This is a genomic window from Falsochrobactrum ovis, from assembly GCF_003259955.1.
GTDB lineage: Bacteria > Pseudomonadota > Alphaproteobacteria > Rhizobiales > Rhizobiaceae > Brucella > Brucella ovis_A.
In genome coordinates, this window is the sequence record NZ_QLMK01000022.1 from 1 (window position 1) to 12,231 (window position 12,231).

Genomic DNA, 12,231 nt, shown 5'->3' on the forward strand with positions numbered 1-12,231 from the left:
GAAGCTTTCGATGCATGGAAAATTGCGGCCTGTTTCGCCTGAATATCTACGAGCCACGGGCCTTTCCGGTCAGAGAAACTTAACGTGACAACACCGTTCAGACACTTGAGAAAGTGTGTCGTCGTGCTGGTTATCCGAAGACAATAAGGGTTGATAATGGAAGTGAGTTTGTTTCGCGTGACCTCGATCTGTGGGCCTATGCCAACAAGGTCACACTGGACTTCTCCCGACCCGGAAAGCCGACGGATAACGGGTTCATCGAAGCCTTCAACAGTAAGCTTCGCGCCGAGTGCCTGAACGCACACTGGTTCTTAACGCTTGAAGATGCGCGCGAAAAGTTGGAGAATTGGCGTCGACACTATAATGAGGATCGTCCTCACTCGGCAATCGGATATAACGTGCCGATTGCCTTGCATAATCCCGATGGCGTCATCAGCCCGCCATTGGCATAAGAGCCGGAAAATTCTAATTCCCGGCGGTCCAATCTTGGGGCTCAGTGCACAGTGACTTATCTGACTAACGATAGTTAGCGCAATATTTGGGCGCATCCACACCGCTCGTAGCACATCCTTGCCGGATTTCCTCAATCATCATGTTGCAACTATTTTCAACATTGCATGGGGGATGACTGGAACCCGACATGTCGAGACAGCGATCGACGATTTCTTTGGCCTTCTGAAGGCCAATTGCCTGACTGCATCCCCCTTGATCCATATTTCCGTGCGACGACGTCTTTTTCTGCGCGGATTTGAGCGGAACTGTGCTTTTTGCCCCATTCGTATGAGGAACGCAGGAAAGATCGCCTTCCTCGCAGTTCATCTGCTGGCGCAAGTCAACAACACGTCGTGCTGTAAGAGCCGCGACGCAACTTGCCGCCAGCGAAGGCGCGACCGATCCATCAGCATAAGGTGCCACGCGAAATGTGCATTCCTTGTCTCGAAAGCTGATCCACGCTCTCTGGGCATCCCGGAGACGTTGCTTGTCAGCATCGGATAGCTCGTGCATGAGCGATTGGTAAAGCTTGTTTAATGTGGAATCCGCTGCTTTTTCGTCATCATCAAAACAGGCCGTGATTTCACTTTGTGTCTGACTTGTATCGCAGTTGTCGGCACGCGCTTCCGTCACGGCACTGACGCTGAACATATAGGCAGTCGTTAGTATCCCGGACAGGAAAAGACCACGCCAAACCATTGGCTTCATGCTTAAATACCCTAACCTATATCGGAGTCTCCTCCAAGTACCGCCATTCGCACACACATGTCGTTTCTTGATGCGTCTTCGCAGAGACGCCATCGATGCAGTTAAAAGTACTGGCAATCTTTACCGGGGCAATATCAGGATCTTGATCTTTATAACAAAATAACCCTATTCCCAACGTAGTTCACCGTATTCAATTAGCTATCCCGGCGCTTTTTTATATAGGGCTGATTAGTAAAATCTGAATAGAGCCATTGTGGCGATGACGACTTGCAACACGATAACGGTTCGATGGAGACTATAGTGATGCGGAGCTGGAGAATTCAATTTGCTGGTTTGCTGTTCGCAGTCATGGGTCTGAATACCGCCGCCATGGCAGCTGGACCCGACATGGGATTCGATGTCACCATCGCGCTGTCCGATAAAGCGGCAGCAAAGTTGGCCGCTGACCATGAAACGATCATTGCCTTTGCCATCTACTATGGTGATCCGAAGAAGAGTGCCGCAAATCATGTCAATGAAATCGGGCTGATCAGTCTTTCTTCAAGTGATGAAACAGTCGAGATTGTCGGCAGGGGCCAAAAGGTGCACATTTCGGGCGATAACGTGGAAGCAAAGCGTATCGATTGGGTGAATGGACCAGTTAAAGTCAATCTGAACGTCGCATCAGGCCGCAAGTCTGGACCGGACAATATTCTGAGTTGCGACTTCATTGACGGCGCTCTTTCGCAAGTGCGAAAGAGGCCCATTACGCTGCACTGCTCGCTTATCTCTGAAAACGTCGAGACGAAGCTTTTTCCTTGAACTCTTCCGACCAATGCCTGAGCAAGGCGATTTCGCGTTTTCTACGACTAGCTGCCTTTGTTTGCGGGGCGGTTGCCGCGACTGCCGTATCCGGCTGCCAGACACTAGAGAAAATGGAACGGGAAAACTATCAGCGAGCCTGCGACAAACTCGGCATCAAGAGTGGAACACCGACGTATGAAGAGTGCATGCTAAAGCAGCGACGCATGGACAACGATGACATTCAGCGCCCCCTAGACGGTTCGAATGAAGAGCATATCGTGCAGAAGCTGTAAACTACTTTTGTCTTCGCTCGCTGCGCCGAGGTGAAATCATGATCAGGCTCGTTTTCCTATTGCTAGGCGCACAAGCGCTCAAGCCAATGTGGTGGATCCTGGCAACTGCCGGTGGCATCTGGATACTGTTTGGTTTTGGTATTCTCTATGATCTCGGCGACGGTAGACTTTCAGTTGTGCTCGACACGCTGGCGATATTCCTGATCATTGAAGGCGTGGTTGAAATTGCGGCTGCCTGCGCACGTGGCGCTCGGGACCACTGGATTGACATCCTCCGCGGCATGGCATTCTTGTTTGCCGCATTTGTTGTGTTCGATGTGCCCTGGGACAATAATATCGCCGCATCAATTCTGTTTGGTCTGGCATTTCTTACCGATGGCCTGTTCCGGATGGCATCGGCCTTTGTCGTCCATAGCAAGCGGTGGCGTGTAGGTATCACGGCCGGTCTGATCGAGGTCTGTCTTGCGGTTATGATCCTCGCATCAAAACCCCTTCCTCATCGTCTCACCGTTCCTTTTTGTTTTGCGCTTCTCCTCCTTACATCCGGTTATGCATTGCTGCGCATGGCGGTTCAGTTACGTGCACTTCCCGACGGGGCCTCCGTCACAGCCCTGCCACTTTACATGGCTCGTAACTGGCAGGGGGGAGATTGTCAGTCCACATTGATAGAACGGGGCCAGAATAAATTCGACAACAATGGCATTCTCAATGTCTATGTCTGGACAGCAATCGGCTCGGTAACCGATCCCGAAAGACGAATATTGATTGATCGGTATGTTGCTGCCGTCGACAAAAGAGGCGTTATCTCGACCGGCCACAGTGCACTGGAGATGCCTCCTGATCTTTATATTAGTCACTACCCTCTGGACGACATTGACCACAGGCCGGACGACTTTCGCGCCCTTCTCAATGCTGGCCATCAAAATGATGTAGCGGGACGATTCAATGAATCCCTGGCAGCGGAAGCTGCTGCATGGTGCATGCCGGATCAGATAATTACCTTTTCACGCTTCAATCCTGAAGCGCTTGGCATGTTCTGGAACGCCTATTCTCAGGACAGAACCTATAATCTGACCGCGCGCAACTGCTCGACGACGGTTATCCAGGCACTGGATGCAGCACTCGAAGGTTCATGCTTTACCGGACGGCCCTTGCGTGATTTTCTTCGCATTGTAAGTGATCCACATTTCTGGATGATGCGTATCATACGCGGACGGGCAGAAGCCATGACCTGGACACCAGGAATGGTCCTTGACTACACACGTCTACTCTTTCAGGTGGTTGAACACAACAACCGCCGCTGGCGCAGGAAGCTGAAGGAAGCATTCCGCGACCGAAGCCGATTGGCTGGACCACACGTTCTGCCACAGGGCGAACGGAGCGAAATGTGACCAGACCAGATATGACCACATTCGTTGTTGTTCTGACCGCCGCCATCTTTGGCCTTACCTATGGTCTGAGCGCACCATTGATCGCACTTGAACTGGTGGACGCAGGATATTCGGGAACGATCGTCGGAGCAAACAGCGCCATGCATGCTATCGGCGTTTTGCTGATAGCTCCCCTTTTGCCTGGACTGTCGTTACGACTTGGTTTTCGTAAATTGGCCACAGGGGCGCTTCTTCTCGCTGGCGTTCTTTTTACTCTTTTCCCTGTCGTGCCGGCATTTTTGCTGTGGTTTCCATTACGCGCGGCTCTGGGTGCCGCCTCGGAAACCCTACTGGTGGTTTCTGAAACTTGGCTCAACCAGATCACAAGCGAGGCCAAACGGGGTCGCACGATTGCGATTTATATCGCTGCACTGTCAACGGGCATGGCACTGGGCCCGGCAATACTAGCACTGGTTGGCCGTCAACAATCCCTTGCCTTTCTCATCGGAGCGGGCCTTGCCCTGATAGCCTGCCTCGCTCTTGTTCTGGGCCACCCTCGCGACGTCATGCCCGAACGAGATGACAGTGGTAGTCCCTTCCATTATCTGAAATTAGTCCCAGTTGCAGTGGCAGCAGCGGCATTGAATGCCGGGCTGGAAACGGCAGGACTGAGCCTCCTGCCCGTTTATGCCGTCAATCTTGGCTGGCCCGAAAAATCAGCAACGATTCTTCTCACTATTCTTCTGACCGGTTCCATTGTTTTGCAACTACCCATTGGCTGGCTTGGGGATCGCATTAGCCGTCCCATGCTCATCATATTCCTCGCTTCGTTTTCTGCATGTAGCGCAATGATCTGGCCGATCGCGCTCGCGCACCCCTGGTTTGCCTACCCGCTCCTTTTTGTCTGGGGCGGGGCATTTGCGGGCATCTACACAATGGTGATCGCAGCGCTGGGTGATCATTACAACGGTGGAGAACTTGTCAGCATCTATGCGTTGCTTTCCGTAGCATGGGGTACGGGAGCACTCTTTGGTCCGTTGCTTGGTGGCCTCGCGATGGAATATTCCTTGCATGGACTGGCAATCCTTGCTGCCATTTCCTGCGCGTCATTCGCAATTTTTGCTACAATTCATGGACGGAAAAGGCAATCATCAGGCAGATTGGGATCGTCTGAACTTGAATTATGAATAAAATCTACCTGTCTATATTCTAGCGATCATTATATATTAAGAGTAGTAATCAATCTTATCAAAGCATTTATCTGATGTCAGAGAACGATCAAAATATTAGATTCTGACCAAATTACATCCGATTGCAAAAAACATAATTGCGATTGTCTGCCAATTTCGCGAGATGACATTAACGCGGAAATTGGGGAAGCTTCGTGCAATCGGTTGTCAGCAATAGCAGAGCTTTACAAGCTTATATCCTTACCGTCGACGCCGACGATGGACCACGGCGCAAGAGTTCGATGCAGACATGGGCGGCGACTGGAATTTCCCATCAGTTTATTCAAGGCTACACTGCGGAAGAAGTTTCGTCGTCGGACTATAATGGGCTGACCAATTTTTTTCGTTATAAACGTCCTCTAACAGCCGGTGAAATTGCCGTTTATAAAGGACACCGTAAAGTCTGGCGGCACATTGTCGAGGATGGGGTTTACGTTGGCTTGGTTCTTGAAGACGATGCCATGATCATCGACAATGAGCACTTGAAGACATTCCTAACCGATGTGCTATTGCAGCTGGATTATAGAAGCTGGGATATCATCAAACTTTTCAACTTCACGGCAAAGAATGTCATCTTAACCAGACACGTTGGAAATTCCAAACTTGTATGCCATAAACGACCGGCCAATGGTGCCGTAGGCTATCTTATTAATCCACAAGCAGCAAAACGGCTGCTTTCCAGGAAGCGAGTATTCAGGCCCATAGATGAAGACCTATCTCACCCCTGGGAACTAGGTCTCCGGGTCTGGTCCGCCTCGGCAAACCTCCTGTCAGAGGTAAGTCACGAACTGGGTGGTTCGTTGCTTGAAGGCGAACGCCATCTGTTAGATGTAGCCAGTCGACGACAAACTATCAGATTTGCGGCGAAGCGGAACATTCTTGAGCTCGAAAAGCAACTTCGCTCAATTCTATATGCGCGTAAGATCCTGGCCGATGAACGGAGCTTGGTGGATGGCTGGTCTTGAACGCATTCAGCAACGGGGATTGCGCCGTTCATTTCACATGCGAGTTAGTAGTATATCGAAGGTTTGTATTCTTGTTATGCTGGTCGCGGCTGGCATCCGTGCTGTATACGTTATTGCGAGCGGGAATTTTAATGAAGTAATTCCAGGAGTCCTTTATCGATCGGCCCAACCCGCCGACGCTGAAAGCAAGTATATAGTGGAAAATTTTGGCATAAAAAGCATTCTAAATCTTCGCGATGAAGCTAAGGGGGATTGGTACCGTGAAGAGTCAGCTGCAGCACAGCGCGCAAATGTCCAACTGAAAGATTTTCCTATCAGCTCTGGCCACACACTTTCAAAAACAAATCTGGAAAAATCGATTGCCATATTGAATAGCGCGCCCAAACCGATGCTTGGGCATTGTGAGCACAGTGCAAATCGCACTGGCCTGATGTCAGCAATTTTTGTGAAGTTGACTGGCTCTGGAAGCTGGTTAGCAGAGCTTCAATTATCTCCTTCCTATGGACACGTCCCAATACCTAGCGTTGGTCGCTTTGCGATGCAAGAATCCTGAGAGTTGTTCAAGAGAATCCAAAACTAAATGCTGTCACAGCAAGGCAAGCACAAGATTAGAGTAAAAATCAAATTGGTCCAGGTAAAATAATGACAACTTCTTCAACCCGGAATTATCAGGCCGACATCGACATTGCTCTTCGTCTGAAGCGCACATCAGAAATTGTTTCCGCCTTTATTTCCGGAAATCCGATAACGAAAGAAGAGATTCCTGCACTGATTTCGTCGACTTATGAGGCACTCCTCAGCCTCCACTTCCACAACAAGGCGTATTTTTAGAGAATGGCGAAAACTGTCCTTATGTATCATCAAATCGCCAGCGTTCCGAAAATTGGCGCACCCTTTCGCGGGCTCAACGTCGCACCTGAAAACTTCAAATCCCAGATGCAGTGGTTAGCCCGGCTTGGTTACCAGGGATTGTCGCTCCAGGAACTTGCCCCGTATATCAATGGCCAAAAGCAAGGCCGTGTCGTCGGTATCACGTTCGATGATGGCTTCGAAAATGTCCACAAACACGCGCTTCCCATTCTCAGCGAACTCGGCTTTACCGCCACCTGCTTTTTCGTAAGTGGCGAGATTGGGGGCTATAACCGATGGGATGAGGCTATCGGGATCCCGCACACACCTTGCATGTCGACAATGCAGGTTCTGGAATGGGCGCGAGCGGGAAATGAAGTTGGGGCACATACTGTTGACCATGTTTCTCTCACCGACGTCGACCCGGCAGAATCTTTCAGGCAAATAAAGCGTTCAAAGCTACAACTGGAGGATTTGACGGGCCAGCAGGTGCGATCCTTTTGCTATCCTTATGGTAATGTCTCGCGCAACATCCGAGATATGGTCGCCAAAGCGGATTTTCGGCTCGCGACAACAACACGCAAGGCGAGAGCGTCTGCTTCAGACGATCCTCTCCTTCTTCCTCGACGTAACATTCGGCATTGTAATGGATGGATAGCAACGCTCCGGAAAGCGGCGTTCGGATGAATTCTATGGAGCACGCGGATTGTCATACTTCACAAAAACGAAGGATCGCCGTGGGTACGGTGACACGCAACCGACCGCAAATGCTCGAAAGGCTTTTGTTGAGCTATAGCAATTTGAAGCTGCCAGAAAACGCCTGCATCGATTTTGTCATCGTTGAAAACAATTCGGTTACAACGTTGACCGAGATAATTCGGAAGTTTGCCGATCAAGTAACAGACCATAACGTTACGTATCTTATCGAGCCCGTGCTGGGGATCGCAAGCGCCAGAGATCACGTTCTCCGTTTTGCAACCGAGAACGGCTTTGATATTCTGACATTTGCGGATGACGACGAGGAAGTGGACGAGCATTGGCTGGTCGAGTTGCTAAAAGAACGTGATTTGCATGATCTCGACATTGTAGGCTCGCCGGTCCGATTGGCGCCGCTGAAGCCGTCCTACTCCTGGTGGCAGCGAATGGTCTGGGCCGCTGTCAATGACAACAATCAGCGCGTGGAAAAACGCTGTATCAAGCGGCGTAATGAGGGGCGAGCCGATGCTCTGAAAATTGCGACAGGCAGTTGGATGGGGAACCTTCATTTCTTCCGCAAGACCGGGCTAAGATTCAACACCGCCCTTGGGTTGGCAGGAGGAGAAGATTGGCGTCTTTATGAGGATGCGAAAAAATTGGGGGCCAGAACCGGTTGGACTCCTCATGCTATTGCATATGAGACTCTGCCTGCCGCGCGCTTGTCGCTTGCATATTATTACCGCAGGGACCGAGATCACGCCTGTATGGTCTTTATTGAACGGTATCGAAAGGATCCTTTTATGTCCTTACTTCGGCTGTTTGGATCAATATTCGTCAGAATTTATAAGACCATTATAGCGCTCTTTATGCTTCCGTTTCGCCCCAAGCGGGCGCTTTTGTCATGCGTTTATCATATCGGAAGTTCCATGGGATTAATTCGCGCATGTCTGGGAATCGAATCACATCATTACCTGAAAACTGATGGAAGTTGACTGATGATGTTCGACCGCACCGAAATGATTTACGAAGATGTTAACACACGAAGAACTAAGGGATTTGTTGCGATAATTTCAGCTAGACAAAGCGTGGTGAAATGCTGGACGCAACTATCAACTCTCTACCGGGGAGTGTGATGCTGACAGCGACTTCAGCATTGATGTCGAGCATGGATCGTATCCGTCGTTGGACACGGCGAAAATCTCCTCGATGGTGTTGTTCGTGTATTTCCTTGACGGATGATGATGAGCTTGCCACCTTATCGCAACCAGTTCTCAGCAGCACATTGCATGATTGCAATCCGATTGGTCTGGCTGCCGTCCATTGTGATTTTCTTTGGGCCGCCATGCCTGGCCTGCCCCTTCCGGATAAGCCAGCTTTCAATAACCTCTACTTGAAAAACTGAAAGGATGTTGCATATGTTTCGCTTGATACTACCTTCGGCTTTTGTTGTAGCGAGTGTTCTGTCGGGTTGCCAGACGCTCGATGATTTGGACCGGGAAGCTTATCAACGCGCTTGTGATAGTCTCGAAATTCCACGCGGCACGTCCGAATATTCCCAATGCATGTTGCAGCAACAACAGATGGACAATGAGAATATTCAGCGCTCCATGGATCGCCAGACAGAAGAGCGTCTTATCAAGAGGTTGTAGCAGACTGGCGTTTACATCGTGCACGCCGATCTCACTGAAATGAATGAACTCCCCATGAGACGATGAAATTATCTAAACCGAAAACCCTGCTCGCCGCGTTTTTCATTTTGCCGTTTTTTTTCAGCGCGGTGAGCAATAGCCTGGCACAGCAACAGGCCACCCCATCCGGACCGTTGATCGCCGGGGTCTACGTCAGCGCGCCTTTTGTAATTAAGGACGGCCAGAATTATTCCGGCATGGCTATCGAGCTATGGGAAAAATCGGCCAGGGCCCTTGGCCGTCAATATGAGTATCGCGAATATCCTTCTTTTGAAGCCCTGATTGCGGCCGTCGAAAGTGGCGAGGTACAGGCCGCGATATCGAACCTGACAATCACGAAGGAACGTGCGGCTCGAATCTTGTTCTCTCAGCCCTGGTACGATGCCGGTTTGAGAATAATGGTCGCCAAAGACAGCGGCGGTGGTTTTTGGCAAGTGATCAGCGGTCTTGAACAGGCAGGCCATTTGCGCGCCATGCTGTGGCTTGTGTCATTCATCGTCATCGCGACGGTTTTTCTCGCATTTTTCTATCGCAGGTTCGACGAAACGTTTCCCCGTCAGTGGCATGTCGGATTGGCTGAGAGCTTCTATGAAGTCATGTCAGTTGCGACTTCTGGAAAGATTACCCGGCCTAATGTTCTTGGCTGGCTGGGCCGCATTTCTGGGGGGCTTTGGATGGTGTGCGGTGTGGCGGTCATTGCCTATGTCACATCGTCCGTTTCAAGTGTGATGACTGCGTTGTCACTAACGCACCAGATCAACTCGGTTGCCGACCTGCCCGGACGAACAGTTGGTGTTCTCGGTGGCAGTGTGGCAGAGATCTATGGTCGTGAATTACGCCTCGATCTTCGAAGCTATGAAGGTACCCAAGACGCTGTTGACGCTCTTCGGAATGGAGACATTGAGGCTATAGTCGGGGATGCACCAGTGCTTGAATATTACGTGCACTCAAATCCGCGCAGTGTGCTGTCGGTTGTTGGACCGATATTCCATCCTGACAAATATGGTTTCGGCTTTCAGCATAATGATCCCATCGCGCATGAGGTGACACTGCAGATCCTGGCCGAACAGGAGACAGGAGAACTTGGCGTTCTCCGTCGCAAATATTTCGGAAACCAATAGTAATAATCGGAGAAGGGTAATGATCAGAACCATCGTGGCGGCAAGTGTCGCACTTTCTGGAACAATGTTTGTGCCGCAATTTGTGGGGGACGCACGGGCCCAGACCACAGTTGAATGCCGCTCCCGCAATTATCAGTATGATGAGTGTTACGCAGGCCCACTTTCCAAGCCGCAACTCATTCACCAGATCTCCGGGTCGCCCTGCATTCTTAACAAGACTTGGGGCTATAACCCGAATAGCAGATATGTGTGGGTCGCACAGGGTTGCTCCGGGGTCTTTGCAGACGTAACTGGTTATCACCATGGTCGAGGGGATGGTTTCGATACGGGTGCCCGGATGTATGACCATCGGGGACATGATGTTGGCGCCGTTGCCGCGGGCGCCGTGCTTGGCGCAATTATCGCAGGCGTGGCGGAAGATGACAAACACAAGCGTCATCACACGACCAGCAACTATCGCGATGATGGCGGCTATAATGGTTGCCACGGTATTGGATGCACAGTGGATAATCCCGATGACGAAATAGATGATCGTCCGCAGTACGACAAAAACGGCGAACCGAACTTCGATACAGAGGGCAATTATATCGGTTGTCACGGGATCGGTTGCTTGGTCGATGACCCGGACAACCCGGACTAAGCCGAGGCAGATAAGCGGTGGACGCGGTTTGGGGTAATATTAGGCGGGGTGAACCATTTAAGGCTCCGCATCCGCCTCCAATGACTGGGACCGCTTTGTTGGCAACGAAGGATGTTACCAGAATGCGATGAACCCGTTTGGCGTTGTCAACAGGCTTATCGGAGGCTCGCCTTTCGCGATTGAGGAGCGTGGCAAACCGCCGATAGCCATAGGTTTGCCTTCGATCCACCAGCCTGCAGATGATGGACAAAATCTCTGCATCCTCGACCGTGTTGTATGGCCCAGGCGGCTTTGATTTGCCTTTCAGCCGCTCGATGCAAGCTTGCTGCCGATCCCAGACATCTTGGCGCAGAGATCGGCTTCATTGCGGTGCTGCACTTCTGGGGCCAGAACCTCCATTATCACCCGCATATCCATTGCATCGTGCCGGTGGGAGGTCTATCGCTCGACCAGTCCCGTTGGGTTGCCTGCTGGCAGCGCTTCTTCCTGCCCGTGAGGGTTATGTCACGCCTGTTCCGGCGCTTGTTTCTCGAAGAACTGAAGCAGGTCCATGATCTGGGCAAACTTCGGTTCTTCGGCGATATCGCCGAACTAGCCAATCCGGTCGCCTTCAATAACCCTTAAAGCAACGCGACGCATCGAATGGGTGGTCTATGCCAAGCCGCCATTTGCCGGACGCCGACAGGTGCTGGCCTATCTTGGCCGCTACAACCATCGCATTGCCATCTCCAATTCAAGGCTCGTCAGCATTGATGGCGATCGCGCCGCATTCCGATGGGAGGATTATCGAGCGGGCCGCAGGCAAAAGGTTATGACGCTCGATGCCCACGAGCTCATCCGCCGTTTCCTGCTTCACACCGTTCCGGACGGCTTTCACCGCATTCGTCATTATGGTCTGCTTGCCAATGGCCATCGGCAACTGAAGCTGGCCTTATGCCGAAGCCTGCTCGACGTCCCGCCGCCGGAACACCTGATCGTAGAACCGGACGCAAAGCCGCCAACTTTGGCGCAGAGCTGTCCGTGTTGCAGCGGTGCCACGACAATCATCGGCGCGTGGACGCCGTTCCAGCCGGCCTGCCGATCGGTATGGGAAAACAGTTCATGATCATACCACACGCACCATCAGCCCAACCATCAGCGTCTGCATGCCGAGCAGCCGCGAAGCTGGTGCTTTGGCCGATCGTCCCTGAGCGAGGCAAAGCGCAACACCACCAGTCGTTCCATCGACGCAAAACAGCCGACAGGAGCGTCGAAAACACCGCAATGACCACCAACAATCTCCTACCAAACCTGTTAACACGTTCCGGCAGGGCTCGATCTTCCTGAACACATCCGACGCTTCGGCTAAATCCCCATATCGCCAAAAAACCGCGCCTTCGCTCAATCCGGCTTCAATG

General features: G+C 51.4%; 12 protein-coding genes and 4 pseudogenes. 13 read left to right on the top strand and 3 right to left on the bottom strand.

Translation table 11 applies throughout. The annotated features are described in order from the left end of the window. Nucleotides 1–86: 86 nt before the first annotated feature. Nucleotides 87–452, top strand: a pseudogene (locus C7374_RS14735) (integrase core domain-containing protein); the annotation flags it as partial. 64 nt (nt 453–516) lie between these two features. Here the strand turns inward: C7374_RS14735 and C7374_RS14740 are convergent. Continuing rightward, complete coding sequence (locus C7374_RS14740; RefSeq protein WP_158527862.1) at nt 517–1,200, bottom strand: lysozyme inhibitor LprI family protein; 684 nt, start codon at nt 1,198–1,200, stop codon at nt 517–519. A 303-nt stretch (nt 1,201–1,503) separates the two neighbouring features. On the opposite strand from C7374_RS14740, the gene C7374_RS14745 reads away from it, so the two are divergent. The 8 genes from C7374_RS14745 to C7374_RS14785 all read left to right on the top strand — a co-directional run bounded on the left by C7374_RS14745 (nt 1,504) and on the right by C7374_RS14785 (nt 8,377). Further along, on the top strand, nt 1,504–2,001 hold the full coding sequence (locus C7374_RS14745) for a hypothetical protein (RefSeq protein WP_111576379.1): 498 nt from the start codon (nt 1,504–1,506) through the stop codon (nt 1,999–2,001). A gap of 313 nt (nt 2,002–2,314) precedes the next feature. Then, nucleotides 2,315–3,667 (top strand): HdeD family acid-resistance protein, encoded by a 1,353-nt coding sequence (locus C7374_RS14755; RefSeq protein WP_111576381.1) that lies wholly within the window; start codon nt 2,315–2,317, stop codon nt 3,665–3,667. Next, nucleotides 3,664–4,833, top strand: a complete 1,170-nt coding sequence (locus tag C7374_RS14760; protein WP_245412688.1) for an MFS transporter — start codon at nt 3,664–3,666, stop codon at nt 4,831–4,833. The genes C7374_RS14755 and C7374_RS14760 overlap by 4 nt, the downstream gene beginning before the upstream one ends. Nucleotides 4,834–5,030: 197 nt before the next feature. Next, nucleotides 5,031–5,840, top strand: a complete 810-nt coding sequence (locus C7374_RS14765) for a glycosyltransferase family 25 protein (RefSeq protein WP_146612747.1) — start codon at nt 5,031–5,033, stop codon at nt 5,838–5,840. Next, the gene (locus tag C7374_RS14770) at nt 5,827–6,393 is read left to right on the top strand and encodes a fused DSP-PTPase phosphatase/NAD kinase-like protein (protein ID WP_158527863.1); all 567 of its coding nucleotides are present in this window, start codon (nt 5,827–5,829) and stop codon (nt 6,391–6,393) included. Before C7374_RS14765 ends, C7374_RS14770 begins: the two co-directional genes overlap by 14 nt. A gap of 89 nt (nt 6,394–6,482) precedes the next feature. Continuing rightward, a complete protein-coding gene (locus tag C7374_RS14775; RefSeq protein ID WP_111576384.1) occupies nt 6,483–6,671 on the top strand; it encodes a MucR family transcriptional regulator in 189 nt (62 codons plus the stop codon). 3 nt (nt 6,672–6,674) lie between these two features. Then, on the top strand, nt 6,675–7,376 hold the full coding sequence (locus C7374_RS14780; protein WP_111576385.1) for a polysaccharide deacetylase family protein: 702 nt from the start codon (nt 6,675–6,677) through the stop codon (nt 7,374–7,376). 5 nt (nt 7,377–7,381) lie between these two features. Next, the gene (locus C7374_RS14785; RefSeq protein WP_111576403.1) at nt 7,382–8,377 is read left to right on the top strand and encodes a glycosyltransferase family 2 protein; all 996 of its coding nucleotides are present in this window, start codon (nt 7,382–7,384) and stop codon (nt 8,375–8,377) included. A gap of 115 nt (nt 8,378–8,492) precedes the next feature. Here the strand turns inward: C7374_RS14785 and C7374_RS16305 are convergent. Then, nucleotides 8,493–8,751 (bottom strand): annotated as a pseudogene (locus C7374_RS16305) (IS6 family transposase); the annotation flags it as partial. Nucleotides 8,752–8,800: 49 nt separating this feature from the next. On the opposite strand from C7374_RS16305, the gene C7374_RS14795 reads away from it, so the two are divergent. The 3 genes from C7374_RS14795 (at nt 8,801) to C7374_RS14805 (ending at nt 10,834) form a co-directional block, all read left to right on the top strand. Continuing rightward, entirely contained in the window at nt 8,801–9,034 is a 234-nt protein-coding gene (locus C7374_RS14795; RefSeq protein WP_146612749.1) for a hypothetical protein, read from the top strand. 62 nt (nt 9,035–9,096) lie between these two features. Further along, complete coding sequence (locus C7374_RS14800; protein ID WP_111576387.1) at nt 9,097–10,194, top strand: transporter substrate-binding domain-containing protein; 1,098 nt, start codon at nt 9,097–9,099, stop codon at nt 10,192–10,194. Between the two features lie 19 nt (nt 10,195–10,213). Next, on the top strand, nt 10,214–10,834 hold the full coding sequence (locus tag C7374_RS14805; protein WP_111576388.1) for a DUF3011 domain-containing protein: 621 nt from the start codon (nt 10,214–10,216) through the stop codon (nt 10,832–10,834). Between the two features lie 118 nt (nt 10,835–10,952). On the opposite strand, the pseudogene C7374_RS14810 reads toward C7374_RS14805, so the two are convergent. Further along, nucleotides 10,953–11,150 (bottom strand): annotated as a pseudogene (locus tag C7374_RS14810) (IS3-like element IS426 family transposase); the annotation flags it as partial. Between the two features lie 5 nt (nt 11,151–11,155). Between C7374_RS14810 and C7374_RS14815 the strand changes: the two are divergent. After that, nucleotides 11,156–11,939 (top strand): annotated as a pseudogene (locus tag C7374_RS14815) (IS91 family transposase); the annotation flags it as partial. Nucleotides 11,940–12,231: the final 292 nt, after the last annotated feature.